11 protein-coding genes are annotated in these 20159 nt (G+C 73.8%); 7 read left to right on the plus strand and 4 right to left on the minus strand.

Features of this window, described 5'->3' with window-relative positions:
* The first annotated feature begins 58 nt into the window (after positions 1–58).
* The 3 genes from ACWCYY_RS12570 to ACWCYY_RS12580 all read left to right on the plus strand — a co-directional run bounded on the left by ACWCYY_RS12570 (position 59) and on the right by ACWCYY_RS12580 (position 5079).
* On the plus strand, positions 59–643 hold the full coding sequence (locus tag ACWCYY_RS12570; protein WP_449795986.1) for a cysteine hydrolase family protein: 585 nt from the start codon (positions 59–61) through the stop codon (positions 641–643).
* A complete protein-coding gene (locus tag ACWCYY_RS12575; RefSeq protein WP_345280051.1) occupies positions 640–1560 on the plus strand; it encodes a GlxA family transcriptional regulator in 921 nt (306 codons plus the stop codon). Before ACWCYY_RS12570 ends, ACWCYY_RS12575 begins: the two co-directional genes overlap by 4 nt.
* A 126-nt stretch (positions 1561–1686) precedes the next feature.
* Positions 1687–5079, plus strand: coding sequence for a hypothetical protein (locus tag ACWCYY_RS12580; RefSeq protein WP_449795987.1), 3393 nt, complete (start codon positions 1687–1689; stop codon positions 5077–5079).
* Positions 5080–5095: 16 nt separating this feature from the next.
* Here the strand turns inward: ACWCYY_RS12580 and ACWCYY_RS12585 are convergent, their stop codons facing one another.
* Positions 5096–5404, minus strand: a complete 309-nt coding sequence (locus ACWCYY_RS12585) for a hypothetical protein (protein ID WP_449795988.1) — start codon at positions 5402–5404, stop codon at positions 5096–5098.
* Between the two features lie 93 nt (positions 5405–5497).
* Here ACWCYY_RS12585 and ACWCYY_RS12590 point away from each other — a divergent pair, with 93 nt between their 5' ends.
* Together ACWCYY_RS12590 and ACWCYY_RS12595 are read left to right on the plus strand one after the other, a co-directional pair.
* Positions 5498–6112: a TetR/AcrR family transcriptional regulator gene (locus tag ACWCYY_RS12590; protein ID WP_449795989.1), complete on the plus strand. Its 615-nt coding sequence runs from the start codon at positions 5498–5500 to the stop codon at positions 6110–6112.
* A complete protein-coding gene (locus ACWCYY_RS12595; RefSeq protein ID WP_345280060.1) occupies positions 6109–7026 on the plus strand; it encodes an SDR family oxidoreductase in 918 nt (305 codons plus the stop codon). Before ACWCYY_RS12590 ends, ACWCYY_RS12595 begins: the two co-directional genes overlap by 4 nt.
* Positions 7027–7083: 57 nt before the next feature.
* On the opposite strand, the gene ACWCYY_RS12600 is transcribed toward ACWCYY_RS12595, so the two are convergent.
* The 3 genes from ACWCYY_RS12600 to ACWCYY_RS12610 form a co-directional block, all read right to left on the minus strand.
* A complete protein-coding gene (locus tag ACWCYY_RS12600; protein ID WP_449795990.1) occupies positions 7084–7569 on the minus strand; it encodes a YfbM family protein in 486 nt (161 codons plus the stop codon).
* Positions 7570–7810: 241 nt separating this feature from the next.
* Complete coding sequence (locus tag ACWCYY_RS12605; RefSeq protein WP_449795991.1) at positions 7811–8440, minus strand: MBL fold metallo-hydrolase; 630 nt, start codon at positions 8438–8440, stop codon at positions 7811–7813.
* A complete protein-coding gene (locus tag ACWCYY_RS12610) occupies positions 8440–9525 on the minus strand; it encodes an S-(hydroxymethyl)mycothiol dehydrogenase (protein ID WP_449795992.1) in 1086 nt (361 codons plus the stop codon). Before ACWCYY_RS12610 ends, ACWCYY_RS12605 begins: the two co-directional genes overlap by 1 nt.
* Before the next feature lie 220 nt (positions 9526–9745).
* Here ACWCYY_RS12610 and ACWCYY_RS12615 point away from each other — a divergent pair, with 220 nt between their 5' ends.
* Both ACWCYY_RS12615 and ACWCYY_RS12620 read left to right on the plus strand, forming a co-directional pair.
* On the plus strand, positions 9746–12862 hold the full coding sequence (locus ACWCYY_RS12615; protein ID WP_345280064.1) for an AfsR/SARP family transcriptional regulator: 3117 nt from the start codon (positions 9746–9748) through the stop codon (positions 12860–12862).
* Between the two features lie 197 nt (positions 12863–13059).
* Positions 13060–20025 carry a LamG-like jellyroll fold domain-containing protein gene (locus ACWCYY_RS12620; RefSeq protein WP_449795993.1) on the plus strand — a complete coding sequence of 2322 codons (6966 nt, stop codon included), beginning with the start codon at positions 13060–13062 and terminating at the stop codon, positions 20023–20025.
* Positions 20026–20159 lie beyond the last annotated feature (134 nt).

The raw sequence follows: 20159 nt of genomic DNA on the forward strand, positions 1-20159 counted from the left end.
CCGCATCCGGCCCCGATGGTGCCTTCAGCCGGCGCTCCCCGGCGGCCAGGATGGAGGCATGACCAACGCACTGATCGTCATCGACGTCCAGGAGTCCTTCCGGCAGCGCGAGGACTGGGCCGCCGTCTCCGACCCGGAGATCGTCTCCAAGGTGGAGCGGCTGGTGGACCACGCCCGCGCCCAGGGCGACCTGGTGGTCTGGGTCCTGCACGCCGACCCGGGCACCGGCACCGTCTTCGACCCCGCCAACGGCTTCGTCCGCCTGATCGACGGCCTGGCCCCCGCCTCCGGCGAGCCCACGCTCGTGAAGACCAGCCACAACGCCTTCACCACCACCAACCTCCAGCAGCTCCTCACCCTCCAGGGCATCCGGGACCTGACGGTCTGCGGCATCCGCACCGAGCAGTGCTGCGAGACCACCACCAGGGTCGCCGCCGACCTCGGCTACGAGGTCACCTTCGTCGTCGACGCGACCGCGACCCACCCGATCGCCCACCGCGACGCCCCCGCCGACCGCACCCTGGCCGAGGTGCTGGCCGACCCGCGTACGCTGTCCACCGAGGAGATCATCGCCCGCACCGAGTACGCCCTCGCCGGCCGCTTCGCGCGGGTCACCACCGTGAAGGAGCTGACCGGATCGTGACCCTGGTGCTCTTCCTGCTCGTCCCCGGCCTGCACCTGCTGGACCTCGCCGGCCCCGCCCAGGTGTTCTCCACCGCGGCCGACTTCGGCCTCGGCTACCGGACCGGGTACGTGGCCGAGCGGGAAGACGTGTCCAGCGCCCAGGGCCTCGCCCTGCGCGCCTCCACCGAGTGGCCCGCCCTCGCGGCGGGCGACCTGGTGGTGGTGCCCGGCTGGCACTCCTCCTCGCTCTCGGTGGAGGTGCCGCTGTGCTCCTCCACCCTGGAGCGGCTGACGGCCCATCACGCGGCGGGCGGCACCGTCGCCAGCGTCTGCGCGGGCGCCGACGCCCTCGGCCGGGCCGGCCTGCTGGACGGCCGCCGCTGCACCACCCACCACGAGCTCCAGGAGGAGCTCGCCCACCGCTATCCGGCCACCACGGTGGTGCGCGACGTCCTCTACGTCGAGGACGACCGGGTGATCACCTCCGCCGGCATCGCCAGCGGCATCGACCTCGCCCTCCACCTGCTGGCCGTCCGCCACGGCCCCGCCGCGGCGGCCCGGGTCGCCCGCGACATGGTCGTCTACGCCCGCCGCAACGGCGACGAGCCCCAGGCCAGCGCCGTCCTGCGCCACCGCTCCCACCTCAGCGACTCCGTCCACCGCGTCCAGGACCAGATCGACGCCGGCTTCGCCGACCGCCTCACCCTCACCGACCTCGCCACCACCGCCGGCCTCAGCGAACGCACCCTCACCCGCCGCTTCACCCAGGCCACCGGCCTCACCCCGCTCCGCTACCAGCAGGAGCTCCGGGTGGAACGCGCCGAACACCTCATCACCCAGGGCACCACGGTGGAGGCGGCGGCCCGCGAGGTCGGCTTCCAGGACGCCCGCATGCTCCGGCGCCTCCGCGCGCGGACGGTGTCCACCGCCGACTGACGGGGCCGAGAGGGCTGACGGGGCCGAGAGGGCTGACGGGGCTGACGGGGCGTCATCCGGGCCGGCGCCGCCACTACGATTGACCGACCGGTGGGCGGCAACGGCAGTGACGGAGGGCGCCGGAGAATGCGCGAGGGCGGCGGGCACGCGGTCAAGGGCTCCGGCAGTGCGACGGCCTCGGGCCAGTCCTCCGTGGCCAACAGCGGGGTCATCAACGGCGACGTGCACGTCGGCATCCGGGCCCCCGCGCCGTCCGGCTACCTGCACCAGGTAGGCGATATCGCGGCGGCCGAGTTCAGGGGGCGGGAGGCGGAGCTGGCCGAGCTGGCGGCGTTCTGCACGGCCGAGGCGGTGGCCGCCTCCTACTGGAGGTGGTTGGCGCCCGCCTGGGCCGGAAAGTCCGCGCTGTTGGCGCAGTTGGTGCTGGATCCCCCGCCCGGCGTCGACATCGTCTCGTTCTTCATCACCTCCCGCATGGCCGCGCAGAACGACGCGGCCGCCTTCTGCGCGGTGGTCCAACGGCAGCTGTACGAGCTGCTGGGCGAGGAGGAACCGCTCACCACCCCCTACACCCGGGACGAGCAGCTGCGGCTCGCGATCGACCGGGCGGCGCGGCGGTGCGCGGAGCGCGGGCGGCGGCTGGTCCTGGTGGTGGACGGCCTGGACGAGGACCGAGGCGTGACGGCGGGTCCGGAAAGCCACAGCATCGCCGCGCTGCTCCCGAGGGTGCCCGCGCACGGCATGCGGATCGTGGTGGCCGGCCGCCCGCACCCGCCGGTTCCCGAAGACGTCGGCCAGGCCCACCCGCTCCGCTCGACCGAGATCGACCACTGGCTCGCACCGTCACCCCACGCGCAGGCCGTGCGGTCGCTGGCCGAACGGGACCTGGTGCGACTGCTCGACGGGGGCGGCCTCGGCCGGGAGCTCGTCGGGCTGACGGTGGCGGCGGGTGGTGGGCTGACCGCAGCGGACCTGGCCGCGCTGACGGGTAGTCGCCCGCGCCTCGTCGAGCGTGAACTCTCCGCCGTGGACGGGCGGAGCTTCCGGCGTCGCTCGGCCACCTGGCGCGCCGACGGGCCCGACGCCTACCTGCTGGCGCACGAGGAGATCCAGCGGAGCGCCGCCGAGCTCGTCATGGAGGTGGAGCTGAAGGCCCATCAGGAGCGGCTGCACGCCTGGGCCGACACCTACCGGGAGGCGGGGTGGCCGGAGGAGACGCCTGAGTACCTGCTGCGCGGCTACGCCCAGCTGCTCCAGGAGGTGGGAGGGAGTCGGCGGCTGGCGCAGCTGGTGTGCGACCCGGCCCGGCACGAGCGGCTCTGGCTGCTGACCGGATCCGACTTCCACGGGCTGAGCGAACTGTCCGCCGCCATGGATCTGACGCTGGCCGAGGGGCGCCGGACCGGGCGCCACGACGTGGGCACCGCCGTGGCGGTCGCGGTGGCGCGCGATCGGCTGCACGGCCGGATGGTCAACCTGCCACACCGGCTCATCGCCCTCTGGGCGCGGCTCGGCGACGCGGACCGCGCGGTCGGCCTGGCCCGGTCACAACGGGGCGTGGTGGAGCGGCCGTTCGCCTTCGCGGCAGCGGCGGAGCAGCTCGCGGCCGGCGGTCACCTGAGCCACGCGGTCGGTCTGGCCGACGCGGTCGGGGATCCGGAGGACCGGGCGCGGGTCCTCACCGCGATCGTGCTGGGCCTCGCCGAGGCCGGGCGGTACGGCGACGCCCTGCGGTTCGCCCTGGAGATGCCCGCAGGGAAGGAGAGGGCAGAGGCCTTGCTAGGGGCGCTGAAGGCGCTCGTGGCGGCAGACGGCGGCGGGGGAGCCGCCGACGTCGTGACCGTCGAGCCGTACGCCGCCGCGGCCCTTGAGGCCCTGGACGACGCGACCGACGTGATGGCCCAGGCCGAACACCGGTGTGCATTGGCGGTCGTGCTCCGCAGGATGGGTGAGGTCGAGAGGGCGACGGAGCTGGTGAACGGGGTCCTCGCCACCGCGTACGCGAGGGACTGGGCCTCCGGTCGCGCACACGTCCTCGCGATCGTCGCTCGGGAGATCTCGTCGGATCCGGTTCTCGGAGCGCTCGGCCGGGAGACGGCGGTCGCCATGGCCGAGCTGTTCGAGACGGTGACCGAGCCGGAGCAGATGGAGTGGCTCTTCGCCGACGTCGCACCGGCGTTGGTGGCGGCCGGGCGCGCCGACCTGGCGCTGCTGCTCGCCGACCGCTTTCCCGCCGACGAAGCGGAGCGAGGGTGGGCCAGGGCGCTCGTCGGGTGCGCGGTCGCGGCCGGTGGGGACCTGGCCGCCGCCCTCGGGCTGGCGGAGCACCTCGATGACCCGCGCGACGCCGTGGCGGTGCTCAACGCCGCCGGCGCCGTGCTGGGAGCTGCCGGAGCCACCGAGGAGTGCGGGGCGCTGGCGGAGATGACGCTGGACGCGGTGGACGAGTGGGTCCCGCCGAGGGACCGGGTGGAGCTGTTGGTCGGTACTGCCGACTTCCTGTGCACGGCCGGGCTTGTCCAGGAGGCCCGCTCGGTGGCGGCGGCTGCGACGAGCCTTGCCAGGGACTCCGTCGTCTCCCGTGGCAGTGTCGAGGAGCTCTCCGTCCTCGCCCGGGTGCTGGGCGGCGCCGGCCATCACGACCTCGGGCGCCGCGTGCTCCTCCGAGCCGCCGGACTCGCCGACGAGGCGGAGCCCGGTCTCGGTCGCGCGATGGACCTGGCCCACGTACTCGGAGGGTCGTATGCCGTTCAGAGCGAGGGCGAGTCCGAGCGGATGCTGGAGAGCCTGACCGAGGAGGTCGGGAGCCTCCGGCTCGTGGACCGGCCCAGCGCCTTGGCGGCCATGGCCGAGGCACTCGGAGGAGCGGGGAGATTCGGCGAGGCGTACGAACTGGCTCGTCAGCTCGGAGAGTTGGCGGAGGCCGGTGATTCGCCGTACCGGAGGGGCTGGGACCGGTACAGCGCCGCGCGCGCCTACCTGGCGGCAGGGGACGTCAATACGGCGCTGGCCCTGAGCGAGGACCTGCCGTTGGACGCGATTCCCGAACTCTTGTCGGCCGCGGTCGAGAAGCTGGTGGACGCGGGCGACCTGGCGCGGGCGGTGGCGGTGACCGACTCCATCGACGACGCGATGGAGCACGAACGGAGTCTCGGGTACCTGGCCGGGGGGCTGGCGGCGGCGGGCGACTTCGGTCAAGCCGTACAGAGGTTGGCCGAGATCGACTCCCCGGTCATGTGTGACCGGGCGAAGCCCCTGGTCGCCCGTGGCATGGCGCGGGCCGGCCAGCCCGAGGCGGCCTTGGCCGTCGCCGAGAGCGTCACGGACCTGGAGCGCCGGAGCAAGTCCCTGGCCTCCGTCGCCGAGGCGTGGGGGACCGGTGAACGCGGGCGGGCCCTGCTGGTCGAGGCGCTGGCCCTCGGGCCGTGGGAGCAGGTGCTCCCGGAGCTCGCGAAGGTGGCCCCGGAGTGCCTGCTGCTCCTGGCGGACCTCGTCCTGGCGGACGGGCAGCACGCGTAGTCAGGTTGACAGGTGGTCAGCGACCCCGGGCTCGGATGAGCAGGGCGACGCCGAGCGCCGCGGCCGCGCCGGTGGCGAGGGCGGCCCGGTCGGAGCGCCAGGAGAGCACCGAGCAGCGGGAGCGGGCGGAGAGCAGGGAGCCGGCGCTCAGCCAGGAGGCGGCGGAGAAGGCGGACAGGGAGGAGCCGGCCGACCCGATCGAGAGGAAGCTGCCGACGGAGCCGACGGAGAGCACCGAGCCGACCGAGCCGATCGACAGGACGGAGCCCACCGATCCGATCGACAGGGCCGAGTTGCGGGAGTGCAGCGAGCGGAAGTTGGCCATGGGGCCACCGTATCCAAGGGTGCGGCCGGTTTGCGGGGCGTACGCGCGGCTGCTTTAATAAACGAACGTTCATTTACTAATCGGGGAGTACAGATGGCCGGTCGACCCAGAGGAGTCCCGGACGAGGTGATCCTGCGGGCCGCCACCGAGGTGATCGGGCGCGGCGGACCGTCCGGGCTGACGCTCGCGGCCGTGGCGCGGGAGGTCGGGCTGGCGCCGGCCACGTTGGTGCAGCGCTTCGGGTCGAAGGCCGGGCTGCTGGCCGCCTTGGCGCGGCACTCCGCAGCCGAGGCGGCCGCCCGGCCGGAGCGGGTACGGGCGGAGCACGGCGACCTGCTGGGGGCGTTGACCGCCCTGGTCGCCGACTGGACGGCGCCGATGGACACCCCCGAGCGCTTCGCCAACCACCTGGCGATGCTCTGCGCCGACCTCGCCGACCCCGAGCTGCACGCGCACGCCCGTACCGCCCACCTGGCCCAACTCGGCGCCGTGGAAGCCCTGCTGGCAGAGGCGCGGCTCGCGGGCGAGCTGCGCGAGGGCACCGACCTCAGGGCGCTCGCCGGATCGATCCAGGCGGTGACGGCGGGCGCCGGGCTGGTCTGGGCGGTCGAACGCGACGGCCCGTTGGCCGAGCGGCTGGCGCGCGAACTGCGCACCCTGGTCAGCCCGTGCCTCACCACCGGACCCCGTACCCAGGAGGACACATGAGCAGCAGCGAACAGCGCCCATTGGCGGGCAAGGTCGCCCTGGTGGCCGGTGGCACCCGCGGCGGCGGTCGCGGCATCGCCGTCGAACTCGGCGCGGCCGGTGCCACGGTGTACGTCACCGGGCGGAGCAGTGCGGGCGGCGGGCGTTCGGAGCTGGACCGGCCGGAGACGATCGAGGCGACCGCCGAACTGGTCACCGCCGCCGGAGGGCTGGGCATCCCCGTCCGGGTCGACCACGCCGACTCCGCGTCGGTCCGCGGGCTGGTCGAACGGATCGCTGCCGAGCAGGGCGGGCGGCTGGACGTGCTGGTCAACTCGGTCTGGGGCGGTGACCCGCTCACCGACTGGGAACACCCGCTCTGGGAGCAGGACTTGGACACCGGGCTGCGCCTGCTGCGGCAGGCGGTCGAGACCCACGTGATCACCAGCCGCCACGCCCTCCCACTGATGGTCGCGCGGGGCAGCGGCCTGGTGGTCGAGGTCACCGACGGGAACACCGCACGCTACCGGGGCTCCTTCTTCTACGACCTCGCCAAGTCCTCGGTCATCCGCCTCGCCGTCGCCCAGGCCGCCGAGCTCAAGCCGCACGGCGTCGCGGCCGTGGCGCTCACCCCCGGGTTCCTGCGCTCCGAGGCCCTGCTGGAGCACTTCGGCGTCACCGAGGAGAACTGGCGCGACGCCGTCGCCAAGGACCCGAACTTCGCCCACTCCGAAACCCCGGCCTACCTCGGCCGCGCCGTGGCGGCACTCGCCGCCGACCCGGACGTGATGGCCAAGTCAGGCCGGGCACTGGCCACCTGGGGCCTGTACCGCGAGTACGGCTTCACCGACGCCGACGGCACCCAGCCGGACTTCGCCGCCCACTGGGCCGCCGAACTGGAGCCGGAGTACGGCCCGTTGGGGACTCCGCTCTAGCTTCACGAATCACCCAGTGATCAGCGAAGCTACTCAAGGCGTATGACGATCTGACGGTCAGTCGATCCAGACCAGGACGGCGTGGCCGGCGGAGGCGGCGGTGCGGAAGAAGTCGACCAGCGGGGTGAAGGCTTCCCGGGCCCAGTCCAGTGACGCGGTGTCGTCGATCTGCGGGTAGATCTCGGTGGCGTCCAGTTCGGCCTGGACCACGTCCGCGATCAGCTCGTCGTAGCTCAGCCGCTCCAGCCCTTCGGCGGCCGACCTCACCTGAGCGACGGTCAGGTGGCGCGGAGGCCCGTAGCCCCAGTCCTCGGCTCCGGGCATCGGCTCCTCGCCGTGCACCACGTCCACCGGGAAGCCCGAGCGCTTCAGCAGGAACCCGAGCAGGTCCCAGGCGCGGTGCGTGCTGAAGAACCGTCCCCCGTCCTCCTCCGCGCTCCGGTCCTGGGCCTCGTCGGCGAAGTCCCAGGCCCACTCCGGATCCTCCAGGGCCCGGGCCAGCTCCTCCGGGGTGACGCGCAGGTACTCGCCGTTCATGCTCATGCGCGGCAGCCTACGGAACGGCTCCGACAGGAATGCCCGCTGGTGCTGCCGCACGGATCTGGGAGAGCGCCCCGAGGTCTGGGGCCGGATCAAGGGCGAGTACGTCGGCCCCCGGCGGCATCGGCTCCTATGGCCGCTACCTCGCCCACGAGTTTCGCGCCGAGCCGCGGACCGTACGGCGGACGCGGCGCCGGGGGAACGGCCGGGCCGCTCGCCCGGCGCCGCGTCAGGGGGCGGGGGGTCAGTGACCCCGGGCGATCCAGTCCGCGAGGTGCGGGGCTTCGTCACCGATGGTGCTGGTGTCGCCGTGGCCGGTGCGGACCACCGTCTCCGGGGGCAGCTTGAGGAGGCTGTCCGTGATGGAGTCGATGATGGTGGGGAAGTCCGAGAAGGACCGGCCGGTGGCGCCGGGGCCGCCCGCGAAGAGGGTGTCGCCGGTGAAGACGGTCCCGAGCTCCGGAGCGTGCAGGCAGACGGCGCCGGGGGCGTGGCCCGGGGTGTGCAGGACCGTCAGGTCGGTGCCCGCGACTGAGAGGACCTGACCGTCGGTCAGGTCGCCGTCGGGGGAGCGGTCGGGGTGGGTGAGGCGCCAGAGCGGGAGGTCCGCCGGGTGGAGGAGGATCGGGGCGCCGGCGCGGTCGGCGAGGGCGGGGGCCGCGCCGACGTGGTCGTCGTGGGCGTGGGTGCAGACGATGGCCACCAGCCGGCGGTCGCCGACCGCGGTCGCGATGGCCTCGGCGTCGTGGGCGGCGTCGATCACCAGCACCTCCTGGTCGTCGCCGACCAGCCAGACGTTGTTGTCGACCTCCCAGGTGCCGCCGTCGAGCGAGAAGGTCCCGGCGGTCACCAGGCGTTCGATGCGCGCGGTCATCAGAAGACCACCACCGAACGCAGCACCTCGCCGCGGTGCATCCGGTCGAAGGCGCCCTCGACGCCGTCGAGCGGGATGGTCTCGCTGACGAAGGCGTCCAGGTCCAGCCGGCCCTGGAGGTAGAGGTCGACCAGTAGCGGGAAGTCCCGCTCCGGCAGGCAGTCGCCGTACCAGCTGGACTTGAGCGCCCCGCCGCGGCCGAACACGTCGAGCAGCGGCAGTTCGAGCTGCATCTCCGGCGTCGGCACCCCGACCAGGACCACGGTGCCCGCCAGGTCACGGGCGTAGAAGGCCTGCTTGTACGTCTCGGGGCGGCCGACCGCGTCGATCACCACGTCCGCGCCGAAGCCGCCGGTCAGCTCGCGGATCGCCTCCACGGGGTCCGCCGAACGGGAGTTGACGGTGTGGGTGGCGCCCAGGCCCTTGGCCAGCTCCAGCTTGCGGTCGTCGATGTCCACCGCGATGATCCGGGACGCCCCGGCCAGCCGCGAACCGGCCACCGCCGCGCCGCCCACCCCGCCGCAGCCGATCACCGCGACGGTGTCGCCGCGGCCGACCGCGCCGGTGTTGACCGCCGCGCCGAGCCCGGCCATCACGCCGCAGCCGAGCAGGCCGGCGGCGGCCGGGGAGGCGGCCGGGTCCACCTTGGTGCACTGCCCGGCGGCCACCAGGGTCTTCTCGGCGAAGGCGCCGATGCCCAGGGCGGGGGAGAGCTCGGTGCCGTCCAGCAGCGTCATCTTCTGCTTGGCGTTGTGGGTGGCGAAGCAGTACCACGGGCGACCGCGCTTGCAGGCCCGGCACTGGCCGCAGACCGCACGCCAGTTGAGCACCACGAAGTCACCCGGGGCCACCTCGGTGACGCCCTCGCCGACCGACTCGACGACGCCCGCCGCCTCGTGCCCGAGCAGGTACGGGAACTCGTCGCCGATCCCGCCCTCCCGGTAGTGCAGGTCGGTGTGGCAGACCCCGCAGGCCTGGATCTTCACCACCGCCTCGCCCGGCCCCGGGTCCGGCACCACGATGGTCTCCAACCGGACCGGCTCACCCTTGGCGCGCGCGATGACGCCCTGCACCTGCTGCGGCATGCTCTGTGTCTCCTTACGACGGACGAGTGACAAGCACCGCCAGCCTACGCAGCCGCGCCGTCCGGCGCCGGGATTGAGGTGGTCACAGGGGGGAGGGCGGAGCCGGCCGATGTCGGGAAGTCTGTTCGAGCCCTTCGCGTCCCGTGCCGACGGAGTGTCACGATGCGGAGTTGGCAGGGTGAACCGGAGCGGAGCGTACCGGAAGGGACGGTGGGGCCCGATGGGTGAGCGACCGGCTTTCGGAGTGCTGGGGCCGTTGGAGATCCGCTTCGGCGGAGCCGGGCTGCGGGTCGGCGGGCCGATCCCGGCCCGGGTGCTGACCATGCTGCTGCTGTCGCCGGGACGGATGGTTCCCGTCAGCCGGCTGGTGGCCGCCGCGTGGGAGGAGGACCCGCCCGCGACCGCCGCGCACCAGATCCGCAAGGCCGTGGCCGAGCTGCGCCAGCGGATCCCCGACGGCCCCGCGCTGCTGCTCACCGACGGCCCCGGCTACCAGGCCCAGGTCGGGCAGGAGCAGTTGGACCTGAGCATGTTCACCCACCTGCTGCGGCAGGCCCGCGAGGCGCTCGACGGTGAACGGCTCCCGGAGGCGGCCGAGCGGCTGCGCGGGGCACTGGCCCTCTGGCGCGGCCCGGTGATGGCGGGGCACGGCGGCTCGGTGATCGCGGCCGCCTCGGCCGTCCTGGAGGAGCGGCGGCTGGCCGCCGTGGGGCAGCTCCTCGACCTGCGGCTCTCGCTCGGCGAGTCCGAGCAACTGGTCGGTGAATTAAGGGAGTTGTGTGCGGAGCATCCGCTGCGCGAGACCTTTCGCGGGCACCTGATGCTGGCCCTGCACCGCTCCGGCAGACGGGCCGAGGCCCTGGCCGAGTACGCGGCCACCCGGGCCCTGCTGGTCGAGGAGCTCGGCGTCGAGCCGGGGCAGCAGCTGAGCCGTCTGCACCAGTCCATCCTGCGCGGAAGCCCCGAAGTGTCCGGCGACCGGAGGCCGGTGGAGCCCGCTCCGGCCTCTCCGTCGCAGCCCCCGCGGTCGTCCGCCGCGGCCGGAGCTCCCGCCGTCGCGGCCGCGCCCGTGCTTCCCGCCCCGTGCACCCTGCCGTACGACCTGGCCGACTTCACCGGCCGGGAGGCCGAACTCGCCCGGCTGACCGAGGGGTTGGGGTCGGCCGAAGGGGTGGTGCGGACCGACGGTGCCGTGCGCATCCTCACCGTGGACGGCATGGGCGGCAGCGGAAAGACCGCCCTGGTGGTGCGGGCCGCACACCGGCTGGCTCCGTCCTTCCCCGACGGTCAGTTCTACTCCGACCTGCGCGGCTTCAGCCCCGGCGAACGGCCCTGCGACCCGGCGGCGGTGCTCGGCACCCTGCTGCGCTGCCTCGGAGTCCCCGGCGAGCAGCTGCCGGAGGGCGTGGCCGCCCGCTCCGCGCTCTGGCGCTCCGCCCTGACGGGCCGTCGGGTGCTGCTGGTGCTGGACAACGCCGCCGACGCGGCCCAGGTGCGCCCGCTGCTCCCCGCCTCGGCCGGCTGCCGGGTCCTGGTCGCCAGCCGTCGGCGCCTGGTCGGCCTGGACGGATCCGACGCGGTCTCCCTCGGCCTGCTCACCCCCGGCCAGAGCGCCGGGCTGCTCGCAGCCACCCTCGGCGCCGACCGGACCGGCCAGGACCCGGAGGCGGTGAGCGAACTGGCCGAGCGCTGCGGGCACCTGCCGCTCGCCCTGCGGATCGCCGCCGCCCGGCTGCGCAACCGTCCGCTGTGGAGCGTCCGGCACCTGGCCGACCGCCTGGCCGACGAGTCCCGGCGCCTGGACGAGCTCCGCTCCGGGGACCGCAGCGTGGAGGTCGCCGTCCGGCTCTCCTACGAGGTGATGGAGGAGGGCCACCGGCGCGCCCTCCGCCTGCTCGGCCGCTGCCCGGGCGGCGGGATCGACGTCCACGGTGCGGCCGCGCTGTTCGGCCTCGGGCCGCACCAGGCGGAGGACCTGCTGGAGCAGCTGATGGACAGCCACCTGGTCGAGCAGCACGAGCTCGGCCGGTACGCGCTGCACGACCTGGTGCGGCAGTTCGCCCGGCGGCTGGCGGAGCAGGACGGGCCGGCGTCCGCGCCCGAGGAGGAGGCCGCCGTGGTACGGCTGCTGGACTACTACGTGGCCGCCACCGACGCCGCCTGCCGCGCCCGCCACCCCGGGCAGGTGCCGGTCCGCCCGGGGGAGGACGCCGTCGTCGCCCACCTTCCCGACCTGGCCGGCCCCGACGAGGCGGAGGAGTTCCTCGACCGGGAGCAGAACTCCCTGGTGCTGGCGGCGGAACAGGCGCTCCGGCTCGGCCTGAGCCGGCACGCCGCCCGACTGGCCCGCAACCTGCTCGTCCACCTCGACGCCCGCGGCCGCCACGGCGACCACCACCTGGTGGCCGGTCTGGCGGTCGAGGCGGCTCGGAACTCCGGCGACCGCCACGGGCTGCGCGCGGGTCTGTGCGACCTGGCCGCCGTGCTCTGGAGGCTCGGCCGCTTCGCCGAGGGCGAGCGGGTCTCCACCGAGGCCCTGCGGTTGGCCGGCGAACTCGGCGAGCCGGAGGGCGAGGCGGCGGCGCTGCACCTCCTCGCGCTCGTGCACAGCGGCGAGGGACGGCTGACGGAGGCGCTCACCGGCCTGGAGCGCTCCGTCCGGCTCTACGGCGAACTCGCCACGACGGGCCGTCAGGAACGGCGGGAGCACCGGGAACGGCAGGAGCGGCTCGCCTGCTGCACCCTCAGCACGGTGCGGCTCTGGCTCGGCGACCACCCCGGGGCCGTGGCCGCCGCCGAGCGGGCCGTCCGGCTCGGCCGCGGCTTCGGCCCCGACGGCGAGGAGGTCACCGCCCTCACCGACCTGGCCCTGGCCCGGCTGGCCGGCGGCGAACTCGCCGCCGCCCGGCAGGCGGTGGACCGCGCACTGGAGCGCGGCGACGAACGCCACCGCCCCGAGAACCTCGCCCTCGCCCACGCCGTCGCCGCCGACGTCCACCAGCGCCTCGGCCGCACCGCCCACGCGGCCGCCTGCGCCGAGCGCGCCGCGCGGCTGATCCGCGAACACGGCGCCGACGTCCGCCGCACCACGGTGGAGAACCTCCTCGGCGCGGTCGAACGCCGCAGCGGCTCCCCCCGCCGCGCACTCGCCCTCCACCGCAGCGCCCTCACCCGCGCCGAATCCATCGGTCACCGCCTGGAAGCCGCCACCGCCCGCGCCGGCCTCGCCGCCGCCTGGCGCGCCCTCGGCGAACCCGCCCGGGCCACGGCCCAACTCCGCATCGCCAACGCCCTTTTCGACACCATGTCCGTCCCCGAACGCCGCCGCGCCGCCTGACCCCGGCGGCGCGGACCGCCGACCGAGACGCCGAGGATCCGACTCCGATCCGTACACATGACCGAGACGGAGGGTAATCGGCCGATCGTGGTGTTGATCAAGCCAGTCCGATCATCATCAGGAGTCGGACGGGCGCTACTGGGGAGTCACTTCGGCGCAGTGGCCGAAGGCGCCGCTGCGGGAGGGGAACCCCTAGCATGTCCGCAGAACGACCCGCCGGCAGTCGGCTCAAGACGTACGGCGACCGGACCTACCTGCACACCACGATGGTGCGCCACCAGGGCACCACGGTCGCGCTCGCGCTCGGCGAGGACCGGCGGATCTACTACAGCGTCCTGGACTTCGACGCCGCCGTGACCGCGCGGAGGGACGGCGAGGAGGAGAGCCGCGCCGACCTGGACGTGCACCACTGGTCGGAGGACCCGAAGGAGCTGGCCTTCCCCCGGGAGATCGCCCGGGCCGGCTACGCGTTGCTCGGGGGCGACCGGGTGCCGCGGGTGCGCGGGCGGGCCGAGGAGGGGCCGGAGGACGTGTTCCGGGACGAGGAGCTCGACCCGTTCCTCTCCAGCACGGCCCGGCTGACGGCCGCGGTGCCCTTCCAGGCGGTCTCGGACGGACGGCACGTCTTCGTCTTCCGGCAGGCCGTGGACGCCGGGCACGCGGACGGCCTGGTGTGGGACGAGGACGGCGACCTGACGGGTACGGGGACGAGCGGGACGCCGGTGGCCGACGGGGCGCTGCTCTGCGACCGGTTCGTGCTGGCGGCCGGAGAGCTGCGGCCGGTGCTGGAGGTGCGCTACCGGCGCAGCGGCCACCGCACCGAGCCCGAGTCCGCCAAGGACAGCCTCGGCATCAAGGACATGGACGAGCGGCCGTTCCACGAGCCCACCCTGGAGCTGGGCTTCGCGGGCCGGCCCGAGCAGGGCCGGTTCAGCGTGCTGCTGCTGCCGACCGGGGTCACCGGGGTCAGCCGCTGGCAGTTCTTCGTGCACGGCAAGGCCTCCGGCGCGGTCGAGTCGGTCAACGTCGAGCAGGGCGAGGACGGCCTGTTCCACACCCAGGGCAGCCGGCTCTGGACCAGCCCGGATCCGACGTACCGTCAGTCGGTGCTCGAACGCGAGCCGGGGCTCTGCCCGTTCACCCGGAAGCCGCTGGTGCCGGTCGAGCCGGAGGCCAAGTTCGCCGAGGCCGCGCTGAGCCTGCCCGGCAGCACGGGCAAGGGCTACGGCGAGGCCGCCGCGCCGAGCGGTCTCGGGGCCACCGCGTACACCGTCGAGGCGTGGATCAGGCGGGCGGCGGCGGGCGGCACCGTGCTGTCAACCGGCGCGAGCGGCCTGACGCTCTCCGTCGACGGTCAGGGCGTCCTTCAACTCGCCCACGGCAGCGCCACCTTGAGCACCGAGGCCGGGCTGGTGGCGGCCGACGCCTACACGCACGTGGCCGCAGTGTACGACGGCAGCTCGGCGAGCCTGCTGGTGAACGGCGAGGTCAAGACCTCGGGCCCGCTGACCGCCGCCACCGCGCCGGCCACGGACGGCAAGCTGCTGCTCGGTGCCGGGACGGCGACCACCGGCCACTTCGCGGGCGTGCTGGACGAGGTGCGGGTCTGGTCCCGGGCCCGGGCGACGGCCCGGATCGCGGCCACCCGGGGGGAACGCCTGGTCGGCGACGAGCCGAAGCTGGTCGCGTACTACCGGTGCGACGAGGGCACGGGGACGACCGCGTACGACCAGAGCGCCAACGGAGCGCACGCCGCGCTGAGGGGCACCACCGCCTGGATCGCCTCGGACGCGCCGGTGGCCGACCACCCCGGCATCCGCCGCGACGCCTTCCGGGTCACCGGCTACCGGGTCACCGGCGGGCTCTCCGCCGCGCTGCTCCACCAGCAGGAGGAGGGCACCGTCGGCGGCGGCGAGATCCGCCCGCTCAAGCGGCAGGCCCGGGTGCTGCTCACCTGGGCGGCCACCGCGAGCGGCGGCACCGCGGGCCGGATCGCCGCTCTGGACCTGGCGGTCGGCCGGGACGGACGGATCGTCCAGCTCCCCGACGTCCTCACCCTGCCGGTGGTCGGCAGCGCCGTCCCGGCCGCCGACCCGGCCCGGGAGAACGAGCTGGCGGTGGCGATCGCGAGGGACACCGAGGCGGCGGCCGCCGTGCGGGCCCAGTCGGAGAAGCTGCGGGCGGACCTGCGCCGGCGCCGCGAGCTCGCCGAGGAGCTCGCGAAGGCGCGGCGGATCTGCACCACCGCCGTCTTCGCGGCCGACCTGGCGAAGACGCCCGCGCTCTGCGAGGTGTACGCGGCCGACGGCAGGCGGCTGGTGGTGGAGAAGGACGGCAAGGGCGTCTACCGCCCGGTGCTCACCGGCTCCGTGCCGAAGGCGGGCGACAAGTCCGCCCAGTGGACCGTCGACGGGAAGACCTTCAAGAACGTCCAGACCGGCACCTGCCTGACCGACCAGGGAATCGACAAGGCCATCGTGCTCGGCAGCACCAGCACTCTGACCCTCCGTCAGGAGGGCGGCAGCCCGCTTCCCAGGGAACTGTGGAAGGAGTTCGGGATCAAGGACGACGGCATGTCCTTGTACTTCCGGGCCCCGGGCAAGGACCACTGCCTGACCTGGAACGACGGCCTGCGGAACAGCATCCGGTGGCTGGACAGCACCAACGTGGCCAAGTTCCACCTGGTCCCCGTGAAGCCCGCCGGTGACCGCGTGCTCAAGGCCGTCGCGGGCATCGACGCGGCCCTGGCCCGGATCAAGGCCGTGGAGAACTTCGGGGCCAGCCAGAAGGCGTACAACGAGGAGATCACCCGCCTGCTCGCCGCGGTGAAGAGCAACGGGGAGGAGCTCGGCCGGCTCACCGCCTACACCAAGGGCCGCAGCATCCACACCGAGCCGATGAAGCAGCTCGGGCAGGACCGCCTCGGGCTCGGCTACTCCGGCGCCGTGCTCGACTTCGCGGCGGCCAAGGGCTCGCCGTTCCTGGCCGAGAGCGGCACCGGCCACCTCGGGCTGTACTACCGGGACGACCAGGACCGGCTGACCGGGCTGTTCTACGACACCAACGTGGACCGGTCGACCAGGACCGTCACCGCCGCCGACCGCACCGAGGTGCTGCTGACCACCCGGGACGCGGGCGTGGACCTGGCGGACGTGACCGTCACGGTGGCCGCCGGGTCCACCGACGGCCGCTGCACGCTGACCCTGGCCGTCAAGGACGGGGACACCGAGACCTGGGCCGAACTTCCGCGTGACGCCCAGCAGTTCGCCGCTGCGCTGAACGGGGTGCGGCAGGCGCCGGTGTCGGTGGGCGCGACCGCCTCCTTCAAGGACGGGGTGCTCACCCTGGCCGCCGCCGGCAGCACGCGGGCGCTGGACGCGGGCTCGCTGCTGGCCGTGGGCGGGGCCGTGTACGTGCTCTCCGAGGAGGTGGCCGCGGGGGCGACCGAGCTGCGGCTGGTGTACGGCTCCAGGACGGCGACCATCGCCGCCGGGACGGCCGTCGAACTGCTCTCGTACACACCGGATTTGGTCACCCACACCCGGCCGGGCGCCGCCGCCGAGTACGGCTCGCGGTACGTCAGTGCCTCGGTGGTCAGTGAGGCCGGCTCCACCATCGGGGCGGTGGCCGACGGCGCGGCCGCGCTGACCGGGGCCGTCCGGCTGCCGCGCTGGTGGGCCGACCTCCCGGGCCGGGCGCTCACCTTCGCCGCCGCCACCAAACCGCCGGCCCTGCCGGCCGCCAAGCTCGACCAGGCGCGGCAGCGCGACGACCTCACCATCGAGGCCTGGCTGCACCCGGCGGCGGGCACCGCCGCCGAGGACACCCGGCGGATCGTGCACGCCAACACCGGTACGGCGGCACTGGATTCGCAGTACGTGCTGGCGCTCGGCGCCACCACCACCAAGACGGTGGCGGGTGAGCGCCCGCTGGTCGTCGGGGTCGGCAACCGCTTCGTCACCTCCAAGGCGACCGTGCCCTCCGACCGGTGGACGCATGTGGCCGCCGCCTTCGAGCAGTCCTGGGCGCTGCGCTTCGCGAGCGGCGTGTACGCACAGGCGCCGCACGCCGACGAGCTGAACATCGGCCGCGACCTGACGCTGGAGGTGTTCCTGCAGACCGACGCGCTCGGCACCGCCCAGGGCGTGCTCGCCAAGGGCCGGACCGCCGACGGCCGGGGCCGGAGGGTGCCGTACCAGCTGGGCATCGACGCCGAAGGCCAACTGGTCTTCACCTTCGAGGACCGGGACGGCAACGAGGTGCGCCGCACCTCGACCGGCAAGGTCCGGGCGGGCACCTTCCACCGGATCGCCGTGGTGCGCAAGCTCGGTGACTCCCGGGAGGAGAAGAAGGGCAGCAAGAAGCTGTCGGTGGTCGGGGCCGACGGCAAGCCGATGGACATCACGGTGGACGCGATCGAGTCGCTGGTGGTGAAGCGCTGGTCCGACCTCACCTTCTACATCGACGGCGCCGAGGCGGGCAACATCCGCTACGAGGACGCCCCCGACCTGGGAACCCCCGGACCGCTGGACATCGGCCGGGCCCGGCGCGGCACCGCGACCGAGGGATTCACCGGTGTCATCAGCGAGGTGCGGATCTGGAACACCGCCCGCCAGGCCAAGGACCTAGGCGACGACCTGCCCCTCATCCCCGCGAAGGCCCCGGCCGAGGGTGGCGTCGAGGCGCAGCTGCGCCCGGAGGGCCTGGTCGCGCACTGGCGCTTCGAGGAGAACGAGGGCAACGCCGCCCGGGACGAGTCCGGCGACCACCCGGCCCGGCTGCACGGCCCCAAGTGGACCAAGAACCCCGACCCGAAGGGCAGCCGGTTCCGGCTGTACGTGGACGGGCGGCTCACCGAGGCGAGCCCGCTGGCCGCCGTCGCCTACGGCGACACGGCCCAACTCGCGCTGGGCGGCCGCCGCGACGGCTCGGCGACCACCGACCGGTACCTCGGCGTGCTGGAGGAGGTGCGGCTCTGGCGCACCGCCCGCAGCGAGGAGCAGATCCTCGACAACCTCTTCGGACGGCTCACCGGAGACACCGTCGACCTGCTCGGGTACTACCCCTTCGACGACGATTCCACCGAGGCCGACGCGGTCGAGCTGCGCGACCACGGCCCCCGCCGGCTGCACCTGCCGCTGGGCACCGATCAGGCCAAGCGGCCGAAGCCGCTGATGTCCACCGCGCCGATCTCCTCCGAGACCCCGGAGGTGCGGCCGGTCTTCACCACCGGTCAGCCCCGGTACGTGCAGACGATCGCCGGCACGCCCGCCGCGAGCGAGTACGCCGACCTCCAGCGCGGCCGGGACGGGGTGAGCCGCGGTGTGCTCAAGCGGGCCTACGCCTATCTCCAGGACGGCAGTTGGAACCTGATCACCGGTTACAAGCTGGGTGACCTGGCCACCGAGTGGGTGGGCCAGGTGCAGTTCGCCCCGCAGCTGGTCGGCTACATCGAGGGGGCGCCGCCGGTGCCCTCGGAGAACCTGATCGCCACCCGGCGGCCCAGCTCGCTCAGCTACCTCAACACCACCACGGTGGAGTTCCAGCAGGCCGACCAGGTGGTGCAGACGCTCACCTCGGGCGGCGAGTCCACGGTGGACACCGAGTTGGCCTTCCGGTTCTCCAACAACGCCGACGCCAGCACGCTGCTGATCGCCGCTCCGCTCGGCTTCGGCACCGCCACGCCGATGGCGCAGTTCAAGTACGGCCTGTCCGCCGGTGGTTCGTTCGAGTTCTCCAACGGCTGGAGCAGCGAGACCCAGGTGGCCGAGGGCGTGAACACCGAGCGCTCCACCTCGATCGGACTCAGCGGCGGCTGGGAGACCGACGACCCGACCCAGCAGATCCACGCCGCCGGCGGCCGGCGCTTCCTGCCCGCCAACACCGGCTACGCGCTGGTGCAGTCCGAGACGGCCGACGTGTTCGCGCTGCGGGTCGCGCACTCGGGCGCGGTGGTCGCCTACCGGATGCTGCCCAACCGGGACATCCCGCGGGACTGGAACATGATCCCGTTCAAGATCAACCCGCGGTACGTGAAGCAGGGCGTGCTCGACGGCATGGTGGGCTACGACGAGACGCCGGACCCGGCGAGCAACGCGCCCAAGGGCAAGCTCGTCGACAAGGACTATCCGCAGGCCAAGGAGTACGGCGAGTACAGCTACTTCAAGCCGCGCGAGGCGTACGCGCTCAAGCGCCGGATCACCGAGGCGATGCAGCGTCGGCAGGCCTTCTACGAGGGAGTGTCGACCGAGACCGCCAAGGCCGGGTCCTTCCCGGCGCAGGAGCGGGCGCAGAAGCTGCTCGACCGGTTCACCGGGCCGGTGCCGGGCAACGGCAAGGAGGAGCAGACCAAGAAGCGGGAGGCCGAGGGCTTCGCCCGGCGCGACCTGGTCAACACCTACGTCTGGACGGCGGACGGCGGCTTCTTCGCCGAGACCACCTCCACCACCGACGTGGTGACCGAGAGCACCAGCGGCTCCTACCGCTTCCACGGGATGGCGGCGGCCAGCTTCGACACCAGCTTCAAGGCCTTCGGGGTCGGCATCGGCTTCCAGTTGGACGGCGCGCTGGGCGGGGGGATCTCCAACACCCGGTCCAAGGCCAAGGAGGCGACCCGGTCCTTCAGCCTGAACGTCAAGGTCGACACCCCCGGGGACATGCAGAAGTACGACGAGCAGTCGAACCCGCTGTTCGACGCCGCCGGCAACGCGATCGAGGTGCCGGGCCGGGTGGACGCCTACCGGTTCATGACCTTCTACCTGGACAGCGACAAGGCCAACTTCGAGGACTTCTACGGCAAGGTCGTGGACCCGGAGTGGCTGCTCGGCCCCGACGCCAACGCCGTTGCGCTGCGGCAGGCCGACCAGAGCGGGCACAAGCCGCCGTGCTGGCGGATCCTGCACCGGGTCACCTTCGTCAGCCGCAAGCTCCCGAAGGTGGTGGACGCGGCGGGCAGCCCGGTGGAGAAGGCCATGCGCAGCGCGGACGTGGGCAGCAACTACGAGCTGCTGCGCCGCCTGGAGCCCTACGTCGACCGGGCGGTCGCCGACCGGGACGAGCTCGCCGAGCAGGTGGAGGCCGCGATCGACCTGGAGGTCCCGGCCCTCGGCCCGTACGCCGGGACGATCACCGAGTTCTTCGCGGCGTACTACGGCGTCAAGTGAGTGCTCCGGTGGACCACCTGGTGGCCGCGGAGCGCAGGGCCCGTACGGTGAGGGTCGCCTGACGGTCCGTGGGGGAGCACGACGGCCCGCCGCCGGGGAGCACCCCGGCGGTGGGCCGTCCGCGGACCTGCGGG

The organism is Kitasatospora sp. NPDC001664 (assembly GCF_053596675.1).